Consider the following 18,096-nt stretch of genomic DNA (forward strand, 5'->3'; position numbering starts at 1 on the left):
CTAGATTTCTTTTGTTTTATTAATTAAATCATTTAATATATTCATAGACTGTAGGGGAGTTATATTAATAAGTTCAATATCTTTTATCATTTCAATGATTTCTTGCTTCTTAAAGTTAAACATATCAATTTGGTTCTCTTCAGAAGCAGTTAAAGAATTAGAATCTAGTGCAACCTCCTCATGGACTATTAGTTCTTTATCAATATCTTGATAATTGATATCACTTTTTTCCAATTCTTTTAATATCATTTTAGCTCTAGATATTACTTGGGATGGAACACCAGCTAAGTTAGCCACTTCTATACCATAACTTTTATCCGCTTCTCCTCTTACTACTTTTCTTAAAAAGATAATATCTTCTCCATCTTCTTTGACAGTTATCTTATAATTTTTCACACCATCCAGACTACCTTCTAATTCTGTTAACTCATGATAATGGGTTGAGAATAAAGTTTTTGCACCTATGTTATTTTTATCACCTATATACTCAATAACAGCCCAAGCTATACTGAGCCCATCATAAGTGCTGGTACCTCTTCCAATTTCATCAAGAATTACTAAGCTATCAGAGCTACTATTATTAAGTATATTTGCAACTTCGCTCATTTCTACCATAAAAGTACTTTGTCCTTGAGATAGATCATCACTGGCACCTACTCTAGTAAAGATTCTATCAACTAATGATATATTTGCATATTCTGCTGGTACAAAACTTCCAATCTGAGCCATTAAATTTATAATTGCAACTTGTCTCATATAAGTAGATTTTCCTGCCATATTTGGACCAGTAATAACATTTAATCTATTACTTTCTTTGTCTAATAATGTATTATTCGGAATAAACATATCACCATCTAATACCTTTTCAACCACAGGATGCCTTCCATTTTTGATTTCTATTATTCCCTTATCATTTATATTAGGTCTAATATAATTATTTTTGTATGCTACCTGTGCTAACGAATTTAAAGCATCGATATTAGAAATTATTCTTGCGGTATTTTGTATTCTTTCTATTTCAACTCTAATAAGATCTCTAATTTCATTAAAAAGTTTATATTCTAATATAGTGCTTTTTTCTTCAGCTCCTAATATTTTCGATTCCATTTCTTTTAATTCTGGCGTGATATATCTTTCAGAATTAGATAAAGTTTGTTTTCTAGTGTAATTGTCAGGAACTAAATTCAAATTTGATTTGGTAACTTCAATATAGTATCCAAACACTTTATTAAACCCTACTTTTAAAGATTTAATACCAGTTCTAGACTTTTCTGTAGTTTCTAATTGAGATAACCATTTCTTTCCTTCTGTTGAAGCAGTTATTAATTCGTCTAAACTATCATTGTATCCTTTTTTTATTATCCCTCCATCTTTAATAGAGATAGGTGGGTCATCTACTATAGATTTATTTATTAATTCATAAATATCAGGCAATAAATCTATATTGGTAGCTAGTTTTTTAAAATAATCACAATTAGATTCAATTAATAACTCTCTAACTTGAGGTAGTACATTAATAGAATTCTTAAGTGCAATCATATCCCTTGCATTGGAACTTCCATATGAAATTCTTCCCATAAGTCTTTCAATATCATAAATTTCTTTTAAGTTTTCCTTAATATCACCCATTAAAATAAGATTATTTATTAATGACTCTATACCATTTAACCTTTCATTTATAAGGGATTTATTTAATAAAGGTTGTTCTATCCACTTTTTAAGCATACGGGCTCCCATTGATGTTGCTGTTTTATCTAATACCCATAGTAAGGAACCTTTTTTTGTTTTATCTCTAATAGTTTCTGTAATTTCTAAATTTCTTCTTGTATTAATATCTAAAATCATAAAGTTATCTATACTATACTGGGAAATATTATTAATATGCTTTAATGAGGTCTTCTGAGTTTCTTCTAGGTATTGTAATAAAGCACCTGTACTTTTAATAGAGTAATCAGAGTCTCCTAAACCATATCCTTCTAAGTTTAGTACCTTAAAATGATTTTTAATTACTTTTTTACTTTCATTAGTATTGTATATCCATTCATGATACTCATTAACAGTAGAATTAAATTTATCTTCTATATCTTTAACAATTCTTGTGTCATAAAGATATTTGTTAACAATAACTTCCCTAGGCTTTATTTTAGCTAATTCATCCACCATACTATTACGAATTAAATTAAAATCAACATTCCTTTTCTCAGTAGTATATAACTCTCCTGTGGTTATATCAACATAAGATATACCCATGCCTTTTTCACTTAAATAAGCACTAGCTAAATAATTATTGTCTTTTTCATCCAACATTTTAGAATCTGTAATTGTTCCAGGGGTAACAATTCTAACAATGTCTCTTTTTACTATTCCTTTTGCTTCTTGAGCATCCTCCACCTGCTCACATATAGCTACCTTATAACCCTTTGACACCAATTTTGCTATATATCCGTCAGCAGAATGATATGGAACTCCGCACATAGGAGCTTTTTCTTTTTGACCACATTCTCTTCCAGTTAAAGTTATTTCTAATTCTTTTGATGCAGTTATAGCATCTTCAAAGAACATTTCATAGAAATCTCCCAATCGAAAAAACAAAACTGAATCTTTGTTTTTATTTTTAATATCCATATATTGTTGCATCATAGGTGTTAACTTTCCCAATTTCATTCCTCCTGATTATTACATTAATTAAAACAAATAGACTAAGAAGTAATCCCTAGTCTATTTACCACATTTTCCACTACAATTATCACAACCAGAGCCACCGCTAATGCCTGTAAAATATTCTAGTATGTTATCTATATTTTTCATTAATTTTTCCACTTTATCTTTTGCAGCAGTGTAGTCATTATACTGTGTATTCTCTAATAGTTTATTATTTAGTTTATCTATCTCACATTTTATAACATTTATTTTTTCTGTATCTCTATCTATTATTGCCTTTTTTTGTAGAATATTTTTATCTTCAATATCCTTTTGAAGGCTCACAGCTTCTTTATCATTATAAAACAACTCTTCCTTTATTAGATAATCATTAAACACTTCAGAATTTTGAATTGATTTTCCTAATTTTCTAGCTATGTCTAATACATTGTTATACATCTATTTCACCTTCCAAGGTCCATGTCTTAGCTTTTAAGATCTTAACATTTACTATTTTACCTATGAGATCATCTCCGCCTTTAAAATGAACTAATCTATTAGTGTCAGTTCTACCTGATAATTTTGTAGAATCATTTTTACTAAAGTCCTCCGCTAATACCTTTACAGTTTTTCCAATTAGTTCTTTATTTCTCTCAAAACTAATAGGATGTAAGGTATCTAATAATTTTTGAAATCTTTGATGCTTTATTTCATCAGGAACTTGATTCTCCATATCTGCAGCAGGAGTACCCTCTCTTATTGAATATAAGAAAGTAAATGCTGAATCAAATCTAGCTTTTCTAACTACCTCTAATGTATCTTCAAAATCTGCTTCTGTTTCTTCTGGAAACCCTACTATTATATCAGTGGTAAGGGATATATCTGGGATTTCTTTTCTTATTTTTTCAACCAAGCTTAGATATTGTTCTTTAGTATATCTTCTATTCATTTTCTTTAATATTCTATTACTTCCTGACTGAAAAGGTAAATGCAAATGATTAGATACCTTCTCACAAGTCTTTATAGCATTAATAAGGTCATCTGATAAATCCTTAGGATGAGATGTCATAAACCTAATTCTTTCTAAGTCATCAATTTCATTTAACATATGCAGTAATTGAGCAAATGTTAACTTACTATCGAGTGTTTTACCATAAGAATTAACATTCTGACCTAATAGAGTAATTTCTTTATAACCTTCTTTACTTAATTTTAATGCCTCTTCTAATATATCTTCTGGTTCTCTACTTTTCTCTCTTCCTCTTGTATAAGGAACTATACAATAAGTACAGAAGTTATTGCATCCATACATAATATTAATAAATGCTTTGAAATCATATTTTCTTTTGGTTGGAACTCCTTCTACTATTTCTTCATTGTCCTCCCAAACATCCACTAACATATTCTTCTTTTGATCATGATCTTCTAATAATTCAGGTAGCTTATGAATATTGTGGGTTCCAAATATTAAGTCCACATGAGAGTATTTTTCTTTGATGACTAATCTTACTTCTTCTTTTTGCATCATACAACCACATATAGCTATAATTAAATTTGGATTTTCTCTTTTTAGCCTTTTTAATTCTCCTAGATTACCGTACACTTTTAGTTCTGCATTTTCTCTTACTAAACAAGTATTGTATATAATTAAGTCTGCTTTTTCTTTATCACTAGTAGCTATATATCCTAAGGAATTTAGTATTCCTTCAATTTTTTCTGAATCATGCTCATTCATCTGACAACCCCATGTAGTTATAAGGTATTTTTTATTCATTTTTATTCCTCCTAAATGATTCTGAACTATAGTATTCAATTATTCTTTATTATAACAAACATTGAAAAAAAAAAGAAGTATCTATGTGGTTTGAAAAGTTGAAAAAATAGTATATCATTTCAATATTTTGTGAAAATCATTTTTATGAAGTAATAGAAGAATATAATAACAGAAGAAATATTGTTTATAATTCATTAAATGATATGGAACTTGCTAGCTATTATAAATAAAAACAAAAAAAATAACACCTAAAAGGTGTCAACTAGAGGAAGAATATCTTCCTCTTTTTCTTATGTTTAATATTCTTGCTTTAATACTCTTTCATATATTTCGCATTTGTCTACATTACAACATCCATCAAGGTTATGTATACAAGTTATAGCACCACATTTCTTCAATCTACTTACTTGTTCCCTATTCGTATTATTAATAATATTTTCTTTCATATACATTCCTCCTTAACTAAATTATAACATTTCATATTAAATAATGTCAAGTATAAATTCAGAATTTTGCAATTTGTTTTAAGTCTTAATTCATATATATGGAATATAAGCTAACAAACAACCTTTTTATGCATAATAAAGAATGGTATGTTGCAAAACAAAAAAATAGAAATAGTTAATACTATTTCTATTGGATGAAATCATTTAGTGTAAATTTTTCATTTGTTCTCTTATTTAGTGTTTTTAATATCTTACACATAATAAACTCTTCATCATTTATAATTTTTATAGGTTTATTTGTATTATTCATAGGTTTAAGATAAAATACTACTTTCTTTTCTTCGTTTTTTTCTATAGATAAAATTCCCTTTTCGTATAATTTTATATTAGCTAAAACCAAAGTTGGAAAATTAATTTCTCCAAAATCTTTAGTGTCTATATTTTGAAGTTCGAATTTACTAAAAGCCATTAACATAGTGATTAATTGTTCTAATGTTGTTTCTGATATATAAAAGTTATCAAAGTTTCTTTCTTTTATTACCTCTGAAACATATTTTTTTATTGACAACTTTGGATATATAGCTAAATAACCCTTTTTCACTTCTATAGGTTTAAATACATCATAAAATTTTTTAATAAAATCTATAGTTAGATGATACTCATCAATATTTGCATTAATTTTTTTATCTATATTTTGTATATATTCTGTACAAACTAAAATTAGTAATTTTTTTATATCCCGTTTTTCAAATAAAGTATCAAAATATATTTCTTTCTTTATATATATTGGATCTATATGATTCATAATATATACGATTTTATTAAATTCATATATATCTTTTCTTATAATATCTTTTTCATCTTTATTTAATAGATAATTTAACTGTGTTTTATAATCTATTTGAGAGTTCATATTTAGATCCTCCTTCTATATTATTTTCTGTAATCTTTTAAATATTATAGTGCTAGGAAAATACTATATTTAGATTAAATTAAACATTAAGCTAAATATAAACTTATAATCCATTAAAATCATAAGCAGATATATCCATCAAATGTATTTAAAAGTTATAAAAAGAGATTTTTATAAGATAATAATATTAAGGAAAGGATGTTGAATTTTAACTATGCTGTTACTTAAAAAATTACATCTATCAATGCAAAATACAAAACTTTATAAATCTTTAGCAATTGTTCTAGCATTCATAATGACTTCTTCTTTCTTGTTTTATTTTTTTGAAGTAGAAAAGAACCCTAAGATTGACAATATAGGAGACGCTTTTTGGTGGGGTTTCGTTACCAGTACTACAGTAGGATATGGAGATATATATCCTGTTACACAAATAGGTAGAACAATAGCTATATTAGTAATGCTTATAGGCATAGGTATATTTGGTTTTATAACAGCTTCTTTTGCTTCATTATTTGTTGAGGAGAACTTAAAGAGAGGGATGGGACTAGTGGATGTAACTTTTAAAAATCATATTATAATAATTGGTTGGAATTATAGATCAAAATCCATTATTGAAGAATTAATTAACGAAGATGATAATATTAAAATAGCAATAATAGATAATATAGATGAAAATCCCTATAGAAATAAAAATATTTCATACATTAAAGGAAATCCATGGAAAGATAATGTACTAGAAAGAGCTAATATTAAACATGCAAAAACAATAATTGTTTTAGCAGATAGAAAATTAGAAAATCCCGAAATGATGGATGCTAAATCTGTTCTCACATGTTTAGCAGTAGAGAAATTAAACAAAGATGTTTATCTTGTTGCAGAAGTAGTCGATCATAATAATACAACTCATTTTTTAAGGGCAAATGCAAACGACATTATAATAAGTAATGAAATAGAAAGTAAAGTCTTAGTAAGAAGTATATTATATAAGAGTGTAAACAAAGCAATTAAAGAACTTATAACAAACTCATATGGTTCTGAATTATATGAAACTTTAGTACCAAAAGAATATATTAATAATAAATACATAGATGTCTCTTCCGATCTATTACACAGAGGTGTTACTTTAATAGGTTATTTTAGAGATGGAAATACTTATTTAAGTCCAAAGCTAGACACCATTATAAAAGAAAAAGATATACTTGTTTATATTGCACCAGAAAAAGTTCTATAACCCTATATTGTTTATAGAACTATTTATTATACGATTTTTTTCATCTTTGATAAATTGATCTATTAATTCAAATAATCTAATTATACCTTTTTCTAAGTTAGTTTTATTAATTGAAGCAATATTAATACGAAAATATTCTATATCATATATATCATTGTAAAATCTAGATCCAGAATAAATTAAAATCTTATTATTTTTAAGATAACTTTCCAATCTTTGAGAAGAATAACCATCAGGTAGTGAAAACCAAAAATTGAATCCTCCCGAAGGTCTATAATATCTTAAGTACACAGGTTTATATTTCTTAATATATTCTTTTGTAAGATTATATTTATCATTATAAATATTACTTATTTTTTGTATATGATCCTTCCATAAACCTTCTTTCAAATACAAAGCAAATACTCTTTGAATAAATCCAGAAGTAGATATATCAGAGAATTGTTTTCCTAATAAAAATTTATGCTGCAAACTAATAGGTAATATAGCAAACCCTAGTCTTATTCCAGGCATAAAACTTTTAGAAAAACTTTTCAAGTATATAACCCTATTATTTTCATCTAAGCTCTTTAATGGTTTTAGTCTTTGATTATTAAATATAATATCACTTATATAATCATCTTCTATAATGTAAGCATCATACTTTTCTGCTAATTTAAGTATGGATATTTTAGTTTCTTCAGAGTATGAAAAACCTGTTGGATTTTGATAAATAGGCATGACATATATTATCTTTGGTCTTAATATTTTTATCTTTTGTTCTAAATTAATTAAATCTATACCATCTCTATCTACTGGAATTTCTACTATTTTTGCTGACCTAGACTTAAAAGAATATAGTGCACCTGAGTAAGTAGGACTTTCGGTTATTACAGTATCTCCATAATCTACTATAGTTTTACTAATAATGTCTATTCCTTGTTGTGCTCCTGAAATTATTTGTATGGACTCTAACGGCACCTGAATACCAAGTTCCTCTAGATAACAAACTATGGCATTTCTTAATGGTAAATACCCTTTACTATCTTGATAATCAAAAGCTATACCTCCATCTCTATCTACTACTTTATTCATTAACCTTTTAAAATCATTTACAGGAAATAAGTCTGAATTACTAGTTATATTTGTAAAATCATATAATATATCAAGAGATATATCATTATTTTGATCTTTTTTCTGAGGATAAATTTTATTTACATAAGTACCACTGCCTAACTTCTTATATACATAACCCTCTTCCTCTAATAGCCTATATGCATTTACTACCGTAGAACTATTTATTCTTAATAATTTAGATAGTTCTCTTATTGATGGTAATTTCCCATTTGAATTTAAAATATCCTTATCTATCATATTTCTTATTTCGTTATACAATTGAATATATATAGGTTTATTTTTGTCTTTATCTAATATAATTTTAGAAAATATATCCATTTAACCCTCCATTAATATATACAAGATTACTATTTCTTTTTTCTTTTGAAAAATAGAAACTTCTTGCTTTCTAAACTATTTAATTTTTCTTTTAATTTAATTATCTCATAGCTTTTCTCTTTTAGTTTTAATTTTAATTTAGCATTTTCAGTAATTAATATATCTTTATCTTTATCTACTTGTTTATTTATTAATTCAATAATTTCTTCTTTCAAATCTTCTAAAACTAAGGTTTCCCTTTCCTTTGCTTCTATTATATCAGCTGAGTGCAAATTTATACCAGGTTTCTTTTTAGTTTCGTTCATAAGAACAGTAACACAAGCTTCATTTGTTCCATTCTCAATAAGATCAGGGGATTTTAATATTAGTTTAATCTGTTTATTTGAATATCCCTTCTGTTGTAAATTCTTTATTTTTTTTAATAGCTCAATTTCCATATCAGTATAAAATCTATGATTCACTTCATTTCTGGGTATTTCTAATTCAAACTCTTTTTCATAATATCTTAACACATGATTTTCATATCCTAAAATATCAGAAACCTCTGAAATACTTAACTTTCTATCATCCATATTCCTACCTCCTTTTATTATATACTTTCTTTTTATATTTAAAAATTCCTTCACAAAAATATCTACTTATTTTTACATTTTTAAATATAATTCTACAAATCAATAAGGCAAAGTTTTCTTGTTAACAAAAAAAAACAACCATAATGGTCGTTTTTTTATAAATTAAATTCTTTGTTTATTAATTCTTTAAGTAATAGTATTGAATTTTCCACATCTTCTTTATTTATTGTCTCATTAGGTGAATGAATATATCTTGTAGGTATTGATATAACACCGGAAGGAACTCCTTCTCTAGATAGGTGTATTGATCCTGAATCAGTACCTCCATATTCTAATACCTCCATTTGATATTTAATTTTATTTTCTTTTGCAGTATTAACCATAGCCTCTTTAATTTTAGGATGAACAATAACTGATTTATCCATTACTTTAATGGCTGTACCTTTTCCTAATCCAACTGCAAATCTCTTTGACTTTGGTGTGTCGCCTGTTCCAGTTATATCTACAGCTATACCTATATCAGGATTAATTTTATATGCTGAAGTTTTCGCTCCTCTTATGCCAAGTTCTTCTTGCACAGTGAAAGTAAAGTATACGTCATTATTTGTGCCTTCTAAGCGTTTTAATGCTTCAATCATTACATAGCATCCTATTCTATCATCTAAACATCCTGAGGTGATTCTCGAGCCCTCTTCATAATATTCACTAAGATATACACATGAATCTCCTACATTAACTTTCTTTTCCGCTTCTTCTTTATCTTTAGCTCCTATATCAATGTAAAGATTTTCTAATTTCAATTTGTTTTTGTCCTCTACATTTTCATTTGATATAACTCCTATAGTTCCATTTTCAAATATAACTCTTTGACTAATACTTAATAACGAGGATATGCCTCCAATATTAGTAAATCTTAAAAATCCTTTTTTATCTATATCAGTTATCATTAATCCGATTTGATCCATATGCCCTGCTATCATTATCTTCTTACCGGAACCTTTTTTTCTAGCAATTAAATTACCTAGATTATCAATTTCTATTTCATCTACATAATCTTTAATTTCATTAATTATTAATTCTCTAACCCTTTCTTCATTTCCCGATGGTGAGAAAGTCTTAACAAGATTTTTTAATAAATCACTATTAAATTCCATTAATTAATACCTCCCTCTAATATTTTTTTGATAGAAGCTTGCAATAAATTATAAGCATTTTCATAATCACTTTTATTTATGACACTAACTGGTGTGTGAATATTTCTACAAGGAACTGATATTGTAGCTGTTTTAACTCCTTCTTTTGAAAGGTGGATAGTTCCTGAGTCATTACCTCCAACACTAGTTTTTCTATATTGATATTTAATATTGTTTTCATGGGCTACTTTAATTAATAAGTCTCTTAATTCTTTATTAAAATAAGTAGTTCTATCCATAAGAGATATTGCTGGACCTTCTCCTAATCTAGTAGCTTGTAAGTGTGTATCACTATTTTCTAAATCTGCACAAGTTGTACCTTCTAGTATGATAGCTATATCTGGCTCTATTTTAAATGCAGCAGGGCCCGCTCCTCTAAGACCTACTTCCTCCATTACAGTAAATGCACCATATATATCGAATTCATTATCAGTTTGTAACAACTCAATAAGTAAAGCACATCCTATCCTATCATCTAAAGCTTTTGCCTTGATTAGATTATCACCGAATTCTCTAAAGTCGCTATCAAAGCTAATATAATCACCAATTTTTATTAATTTTTCTGTTTCCTCTTTGGAGTAAGTTCCTATATCAACATATAACTGTTTTAAATCTAATGCATTCTTTCTTTCCTTAGCCTTCTGAAGATGTATTGGTTTAGCTCCAATAACTCCATCAATTTTCTTATTACCTACCTTTACTCTTTTTGACACTAGAATTCTTTTATCTATACCACCAACAGGAATGAATTTAATCAGTCCACTATCATCAATATCAGATACCATTAAGCCTACTTCATCCATATGAGCTGCAATTAATAATCTTGGCCCTTTTACGTTCCCTTTTTTGTAAACAATTACATTTCCAATCTTATCTATCTCATAATTATCTACATGATCCTTTATCTCTTCAATGATAATATCTCTTACTTCCTTCTCATTACCAGAAACACCACTGGCTTCAGTTAATCTTTTTAATAACATAAATACCCCTCCAAATTATCACTAGTAATTTCAGAAATAAATCTTGCAATAAGATTACCAGAGTTCTTTATGTCATCCATGTTAATAGTCTCTACAGTAGTATGCATATACCTTAATGGTAAAGAAATAAGTAAACAAGGCACACCAGCCATGGATATTTGCATAGATCTAGCATCAGTTCCAGTAGGTCCTGATTCTACTTCAATCTGATAAGGTATATTATATTCCTCAGCTACCTCTATAAGTTTTTGTCTTAAAGTTGGGTGAATATTCCCCCCAAGAGTAATAGCAGGTCCTTTTTTCATTTCTATTGAATCAGCTTTATCTAATTCTGGGGTTTTTCCAAAGCCCACATCTATTGCAATACCAATGTCTGGATTTATCTTGTATGTACTAGTAATAGCCCCTCTAGTTCCTACCTCCTCTTGAATAGTAGATACGAAATAAACATCTGCTTGATGATTAAGTTTTTTCAATTCTTTAGCACATTGAAGCATAGTTGCTACTCCTGCTTTATCATCTAAAGCTTTACCTGTAACTGAATTTCCTTGTAATTCTGTAAATTCTCGATTTATAGTTATAATATCTCCTATACATATTAATTCTTTAACTGTTTTTTTATCATATCCTATATCTATGTATAAATCATCCATCTCAAAAGCTTTATCGCTATCACTTGAGTCTTGTAAATGTGGAGGTTTAGTCCCAATTACACCAAAAACCTCCCTTTTACCATGAACAATAACTTCCTGGGCGACTAATGTTCTAGGGTCGATTCCTCCTACAGATGTAAATCTTATTGTTCCTGAGTCATCAAAATCCTTTACCATTAGGCCGATTTCATCCATATGAGCTGCTAGCATTATCTTAAGATTTGAAACGTTATTAGTACCTCTTTTAATAGCAATAACACTACCCAATTTATCATAGTCAATGTCATCACTATACTCTTTAAAAGTATTTACAATATATTCAGAAATATTTTCCTCATATCCTGAAACACTTGTTGAATTAGATAAATATTTTAGAAATTCTAATGTATTCATAAAAATCCTCCCTTCTTAAATTTCACATGTTTATTATAACATAATATTTCTAAAAATTATTTATTTTCAAACAATTTTAACTTATTTGCTTTTTTTATTATAAAAGAAGGTCTCAATTGCTTGTAAGTTATATTTATTTGGAAAAATAATTTGTTCTGTACTCCCCACAAACAGCACTCCCACATTACTTAATGCACTGTAAAATTTTTTATACATGATACTTTTAGCTTCTTCAGTAAAGTAAATCATTACATTTCTACACAAAATCAAATCGCAATCAGTAGGATATTTGTCATCTAATAAATTCATTTTTTTAAATGTAACCCTATTTTTAACATCATCTTTAATTCTATAGGTATTTTCTATTCTATCAAAATACTTATCTTTAAATTCTGTAGGAAGCTCCTTTAAACTCTTCTCAGAATATAAACCTAACTTTGCTTTTTCAATTGCACTTTCATCAATATCAGTTGCTAGGACTGATACATTTGATAGACTAGTGAATTTTGATAATAACATAACTAAAGAGTAAGGTTCTTCCCCTGTTGAACATGCACTGCTCCATACCTTTAATTTCTTTTTTGTTTTCAGTAGATTTGGGATGATTTCATTATCTAAAACATCCCATTGTTTATGATTTCTATAAAATTCAGATACATTAATTGTTAAGTAATTCATAAATTCATTTAACAATTCTTTGTCACATTTTAGCATTAAGTAGTAATCATCGAAGTCCTTAAAACCATTTCTTGATACTAAAGAACTTATTCTTCTTTTCATTTGTTTTTCTTTATAACTTGATAAGTCAATATTTATTAGACCTAAAATATCGTTTTTAAATTTCTCATATTTATCCATATTAATACTCCTTATTCTTGTTATTAAAATATTGATATGTAAAATAAGGAAGGTTTCCCTTCCTTATTTTATTAGTCTTCTTTATTATTTTTTATCATATCTCCTACTGTTAATTCAGTATCTTCTTCATCTTTATAAGTATTTTCTTGTCTTTCTTCAGTTTCTTTTATGCTTAAACTTAATCTATTATTTTCTGAATCAATATCTAAAATTTTAACTTTAACTGTATCTCCTTTAGAAAGTTCTTCTGAAGGCTTAGCAATATGCTTATGTGATATTTCAGATATGTGAACTAGTCCATCTAGTCCAGATTCTATTTCTACAAACGCACCAAAATCTACTATTTTAACTACTTTTCCTTCGACAATATCTCCAATATTATATTTGTCTTTAACATTTTCCCAAGGATGTTCAGTTGTTTGCTTATATCCTAATGAAATTCTTTCCTTTTGTTTATCAAAGTCGAGAACTATAACTTCAACTTTATCTCCAACTTTTACCACTTCAGAAGGATGATTAACTCTTCCCCAAGATAATTCAGAAATATGAACTAAACCATCAATTCCACCAATATCTACAAAAGCACCAAAGTCAGTTAATCTTTTAACTTCACCTTCAATTTTTGCACCTTTTTCTAATTTACTCCATAACTTGTCTTTTTTCTCTGTTAGTTCTGCCATCTCTACTTCTTTTCTTGACAATACTAATCTTTTCTTTACTCTATCAAACTCAATGATTTTTAAAGATAATTCTTTACCTAAGTATTTATTTAAATCGTCTACATAGTTTATAGATATATGAGATGCAGGGATAAATCCTCTTAATCCATTAACTAAAACAATAGCTCCACCTTTTACTATTTCAACTATTTTACCATTTACTAAAGTTCCGTCATCATAAACACTTTCTATTTCTTCCCATCCTTTTATATCCACTACTCTTTTCTTTGATAACAATACATTACCTTCACCATCATCCAAAGAAAATACATAAACTTCTATTTTATCTCCTTCACTAAGTGTTTCTTCAGGATTTATATTTGGATCATTTGATAATTCAGATTTTTTGATTATTCCATCAGACTTATAGCCTATGTTTACCATTACTTCATCTTTATTTACAGATATAACAGTACCTTCTATAATGTCTCCCTTGTTTACACTTACTAAACTTTTTTCAATTTCTTCCATCATCATGTTCATTTCATTATCAATATTACTCACTTGATTGACAACCTCCTTAATTATCCAGTCAGGTGTTGATGCACCTGCTGTAATTCCTACTAAATTATATTTTTGTAATTCTTTAATATTTAAATCATCAACAGTTTCAATATGATAAGTGTTTTTACAAATATCCTTACTTATTGTAACAAGTTTTTGAGTATTAGAACTATGATAACCACCTATAACTATCATTGCATCCACTTTTCCAGCTACTTCTTTACATGACATCTGTCTAAGCTTAGTAGCATTACAAATAGTGTTAAATTTTAATACTTCATTTGACTTTTTACTTATCAATTCTGATAATAATTCAAATTTTTCTTCATTCATAGTAGTTTGTGCTACAATACATATTTTATCATATTTCTTTGTATCTTCAATATCATCTTTTGAGTTAATTATATTTGCACTATTATTACACCAACCATTTATGCCAATAACTTCAGGATGTTCAGGGTTACCTATTATAATTATTTTATACCCTTTATTATAATATTCTTCAACTTTTTTCTGAATTTTTCTTACAAAGGGGCATGTTAAGTCTAAAGATTCAATATTTTTATTTTCTAATTTACTATGAATATCAATAGGTACACCATGGGAACGAATTATAACAGTCCCTGAATCTACCTCGTCGAGACTCTTAATAGTATTAAGTCCTTTTTTACTTAAAAAACTTATTGCCTGTTTATTATGGATTAAAGGACCTAATGAATGAACTCCTTTATTAGTATCTATGGTTTCTAATGTTTTATTTATAGCTCTTTCCACTCCAAAGCAAAAGCCTGAATTTTGAGCTAAAATTATTTTCAATTTCAATCCTCCTATCCATTACTTTTTAAACTATATATTTTTTTTAGTATATCATCACTTATTGATTTATACTCTTCTATACTCAATTTACCTTTTTGATTATTGTGTAATTCCATGGGTTGTCCTAAATATACATTTATTTCACTAAACAACTTATAACTAGTGTCAATATATACAGGTACTACAGGAGATTTAGATTTAACTGCTATCATAGCCACCCCTGGTTTCGCTTCTATTTTTTCCCCTTTTACAACCCTTTTTCCTTCTGGAAATATTCCTAGTACTTTATCACTTTTTAGTATTTTTAAAGCTCTCTTTATTGCACTTAAATCAGCACCATCTCTATCAACTGGAAATGTACCTAACTTCTCAATAAAAGATCCTAAGATCTTATGTTTAAACAATTCTTTTTTAGCTATATAGTGAACTTGACTATTCTTAAAAATGACAGCTACTAATACTGGATCAAAATAATGTATATGATTTGAACATATTATCATTCTAGAATCAACTAGTACATTTTTATCTCCGTGAACTTTTACTCTGTATAACATTTTAAACAAAACACTAGCTACACTTCTTACAAAGTTATATAAACCCATTTTTATACCCCCTTGAATTAATTAATATTATCTTTTATATAATCTAATAAAACTTGAACAACTTCCTCTATACTTTTATCAGTTGTGTCTATTTCAATAGCATCTTTTGTTTTAATTAAAGGGGATATCTCTCGTGTACTATCAATTTCATCTCTTACCTTAACTTCTTGTATTATATCTGATAACGATACACTCGGATCTCTTTTAATTATTTCTTCATACCTTCTTTTGCCTCTTTCTTTCGGTGTGGCATTTATATAAAACTTTAAATTAGCATCAGGTAAAACATGACTAGCAATATCTCTTCCATCCATAATCACATCATTATTCTTAGAAATTTTTCTTTGTATATTTACTAATTTTTCTCTTACTTCCTTAATTCTTGCAACAATAGATACATTGTTACTTATATCATTAGTTCTTATTTTATCATCTACAATTTTTCCATCTAAATATATATGGTTATTCTTAAAATCTATTTCTGTATCTTTTAATACGTCTATTATTTTTGAAATATCTTTTAAATCTATGTTTTCATTTATTAATTTGTAAGTTAATGCTCTATACATTGCTCCAGTATCTATATAAATAATATTCAATTTGCTGGCAATTAATTTTGCAATAGTACTCTTCCCTGCTCCAGCTGGTCCATCTACAGCTATTACTAAATTTGACATTTAATTTCATTCCTTCTCTACATATTTATTTTAATAAATCTTTTCTTAATCTTTTTGCTCCCTTAAGATAAATATGACTTACTTGGGATTGTTTTTTATCAGAATTCAACATAATAAGAATTCTTATACATTTTTCCAAACTATTCTTAACATACATTTCTTGAAAACATAGTAAACTACATTCTACTAATCCAATCTCTCTAGCAGCTTTTGCTGGATAAGCTTCATTTAAATCCTCTGTAGCTGTAAATAATATGGATATTATATCTTCAGATTGTATATTGTTTTCCATAATTAATTGATTTAATAATGTTTTGGTATTAAGTATTATATGTTCATTGTTATTTTCTTCAACTGTAATTGCTCCTCTAATACTCACAACACCCATATATACCACTCCTGTTCATATATTATATATTAATTTAAAAACTACCTCAAGGTGCTTAACAACAACTTTCTCCTGCAAGGTATCCTGTAGAATATGCAATTTGTAAATTAAAACCTCCAGTATAAGCATCTACATCTAGGATTTCCCCGCAAAAATATAGACCTTTTACTATATCAGACTCCATTGTAGAGGGGTTTATTTCTCTCGTGTCTACACCGCCAGAAGTAACATATGCTTCTTTTATAGATCGTAAACCTGATATACTTAATTCTAATTCTTTAAGAATACTAACTATACCTTTCCTATTTTCTTTATTTAATTGGTTAGCTTTTAAATTATATTCAATGTTTAATCTTTTCAAGATATTTAGTCCTAAAGCATATGGTATTAAATTATCTATTATATTAATTATATTTTTATTAGAATTATATTGTAATAATCCTAATAGTTTATCATCAAATTCTTTTTCATTAAGGTGAGGGAAAAAATCTAGTCTTAATTTAATGTTATTATTTTGTTCTATGGTTCTGTTCTTCCTGCAACTTAAATTAAATACACTTGGACCAGATATTCCGTAATGGGTAAAAATTATATCTCCAATTTCATTATCTACTTCTTTTTTATTATGAATTAATGAAATTTTCACCTCTGTTAAGCTTATTCCTTTTATTTCTTTGATCCAGTCTTCTTTAATATTAAAAGGTACCATAGAAGGTATGAGAGAAACTATATTATGACCTAGTTTTTTTGCAAAATCATATCCATCTCCCGTAGATCCAGTTGCTGGATATGATTTACCACCAGTGGATATTATAAGTTTATCAGCTTTAATTGTGTGGTTTTTATCATTTTTAATATAATCAATAATAAACTTATCGTCTTTTTTATTTATTTTATATACCTTTGTGTTTAAACTTATATCAACATTGTTATCTAGTAGGTATCTTTCTAAAACATTCGTTACATCAATTGACTTATTAGTGATAGGAAAGCATCTGTTATTATCTTCAACCTTTACCTTTAATCCGTATTGGTCCAATATATCAATAATGTCCTTATTAGTGAAAGAATAGAATGCAGAGTACAAAAAGTAATTATTTCTAGTAACATTATCTATCAATTCTTCTATAGAACATAAATTAGTTATATTACACCTACCATTTCCTGTGATTAACATTTTCTTTCCGATTCTTTCATTCTTTTCAATTAAAATTACATTAGCTCCTTTTTTACTTGCAGTGGCTGAAGCTATTATACCTGCAGGACCTCCACCAATTACTACTATTTTTTCTTTCATAAT

17 protein-coding genes are annotated in these 18,096 nt (G+C 27.3%); 1 reads left to right on the top strand and 16 read right to left on the bottom strand.

The window, feature by feature from the left end; all coding sequences use genetic code 11:
• The 5 genes from mutS to GOQ27_RS15770 all read right to left on the bottom strand — a co-directional run bounded on the left by mutS (position 1) and on the right by GOQ27_RS15770 (position 5,773).
• Complete coding sequence (mutS, locus tag GOQ27_RS15750) at positions 1–2,664, bottom strand: DNA mismatch repair protein MutS (RefSeq protein WP_484477138.1); 2,664 nt, start codon at positions 2,662–2,664, stop codon at positions 1–3.
• Between the two features lie 54 nt (positions 2,665–2,718).
• Positions 2,719–3,099, bottom strand: a complete 381-nt coding sequence (locus GOQ27_RS15755) for a YlbF/YmcA family competence regulator (protein ID WP_203367834.1) — start codon at positions 3,097–3,099, stop codon at positions 2,719–2,721.
• Positions 3,092–4,414, bottom strand: coding sequence for a tRNA (N6-isopentenyl adenosine(37)-C2)-methylthiotransferase MiaB (miaB, locus tag GOQ27_RS15760; RefSeq protein WP_207751326.1), 1,323 nt, complete (start codon positions 4,412–4,414; stop codon positions 3,092–3,094). Before miaB ends, GOQ27_RS15755 begins: the two co-directional genes overlap by 8 nt.
• A gap of 296 nt (positions 4,415–4,710) precedes the next feature.
• Positions 4,711–4,860, bottom strand: a complete 150-nt coding sequence (locus tag GOQ27_RS15765) for a hypothetical protein (protein WP_203367835.1) — start codon at positions 4,858–4,860, stop codon at positions 4,711–4,713.
• Between the two features lie 187 nt (positions 4,861–5,047).
• Entirely contained in the window at positions 5,048–5,773 is a 726-nt protein-coding gene (locus tag GOQ27_RS15770) for a hypothetical protein (protein WP_203367836.1), read from the bottom strand.
• 214 nt (positions 5,774–5,987) lie between these two features.
• Here GOQ27_RS15770 and GOQ27_RS15775 point away from each other — a divergent pair, with 214 nt between their 5' ends.
• Positions 5,988–7,004, top strand: a complete 1,017-nt coding sequence (locus GOQ27_RS15775) for a potassium channel family protein (RefSeq protein ID WP_203367837.1) — start codon at positions 5,988–5,990, stop codon at positions 7,002–7,004.
• Here the strand turns inward: GOQ27_RS15775 and pdxR are convergent.
• From pdxR to GOQ27_RS15830, 11 genes are all read right to left on the bottom strand, one after another.
• A complete protein-coding gene (gene pdxR / locus GOQ27_RS15780) occupies positions 6,999–8,438 on the bottom strand; it encodes a MocR-like pyridoxine biosynthesis transcription factor PdxR (RefSeq protein WP_203367838.1) in 1,440 nt (479 codons plus the stop codon). The genes GOQ27_RS15775 and pdxR overlap by 6 nt on opposite strands.
• Before the next feature lie 29 nt (positions 8,439–8,467).
• Positions 8,468–9,010, bottom strand: coding sequence for a MerR family transcriptional regulator (locus GOQ27_RS15785; RefSeq protein WP_203367839.1), 543 nt, complete (start codon positions 9,008–9,010; stop codon positions 8,468–8,470).
• 155 nt (positions 9,011–9,165) lie between these two features.
• The gene (locus GOQ27_RS15790) at positions 9,166–10,164 is read right to left on the bottom strand and encodes a M42 family metallopeptidase (RefSeq protein ID WP_203367840.1); all 999 of its coding nucleotides are present in this window, start codon (positions 10,162–10,164) and stop codon (positions 9,166–9,168) included.
• Positions 10,164–11,186, bottom strand: a complete 1,023-nt coding sequence (locus tag GOQ27_RS15795) for a M42 family metallopeptidase (protein ID WP_203367841.1) — start codon at positions 11,184–11,186, stop codon at positions 10,164–10,166. The genes GOQ27_RS15790 and GOQ27_RS15795 overlap by 1 nt, the downstream gene beginning before the upstream one ends.
• Complete coding sequence (locus GOQ27_RS15800; RefSeq protein ID WP_203367842.1) at positions 11,177–12,232, bottom strand: M42 family metallopeptidase; 1,056 nt, start codon at positions 12,230–12,232, stop codon at positions 11,177–11,179. The genes GOQ27_RS15795 and GOQ27_RS15800 overlap by 10 nt, the downstream gene beginning before the upstream one ends.
• 81 nt (positions 12,233–12,313) lie before the next feature.
• Positions 12,314–13,090 (bottom strand): CheR family methyltransferase, encoded by a 777-nt coding sequence (locus GOQ27_RS15805; RefSeq protein WP_203367843.1) that lies wholly within the window; start codon positions 13,088–13,090, stop codon positions 12,314–12,316.
• Between the two features lie 71 nt (positions 13,091–13,161).
• Complete coding sequence (locus tag GOQ27_RS15810) at positions 13,162–15,129, bottom strand: bifunctional 4-hydroxy-3-methylbut-2-enyl diphosphate reductase/30S ribosomal protein S1 (protein WP_203367844.1); 1,968 nt, start codon at positions 15,127–15,129, stop codon at positions 13,162–13,164.
• A gap of 11 nt (positions 15,130–15,140) precedes the next feature.
• The gene (locus tag GOQ27_RS15815; RefSeq protein ID WP_203367845.1) at positions 15,141–15,731 is read right to left on the bottom strand and encodes a lysophospholipid acyltransferase family protein; all 591 of its coding nucleotides are present in this window, start codon (positions 15,729–15,731) and stop codon (positions 15,141–15,143) included.
• Positions 15,732–15,748: 17 nt separating this feature from the next.
• Positions 15,749–16,408 (bottom strand): (d)CMP kinase, encoded by a 660-nt coding sequence (cmk, locus tag GOQ27_RS15820; RefSeq protein ID WP_203367846.1) that lies wholly within the window; start codon positions 16,406–16,408, stop codon positions 15,749–15,751.
• Positions 16,409–16,433: 25 nt separating this feature from the next.
• The gene (aroH, locus tag GOQ27_RS15825) at positions 16,434–16,796 is read right to left on the bottom strand and encodes a chorismate mutase (protein ID WP_203367847.1); all 363 of its coding nucleotides are present in this window, start codon (positions 16,794–16,796) and stop codon (positions 16,434–16,436) included.
• Positions 16,797–16,851: 55 nt separating this feature from the next.
• Positions 16,852–18,093 (bottom strand): BaiN/RdsA family NAD(P)/FAD-dependent oxidoreductase, encoded by a 1,242-nt coding sequence (locus GOQ27_RS15830; RefSeq protein ID WP_203367848.1) that lies wholly within the window; start codon positions 18,091–18,093, stop codon positions 16,852–16,854.
• Between the last annotated feature and the right edge of the window lie 3 nt (positions 18,094–18,096).

This window comes from Anaeromonas frigoriresistens, from assembly GCF_016820655.1.
Taxonomy (GTDB): domain Bacteria; phylum Bacillota; class Clostridia; order Tissierellales; family SIT17; genus Anaeromonas; species Anaeromonas frigoriresistens.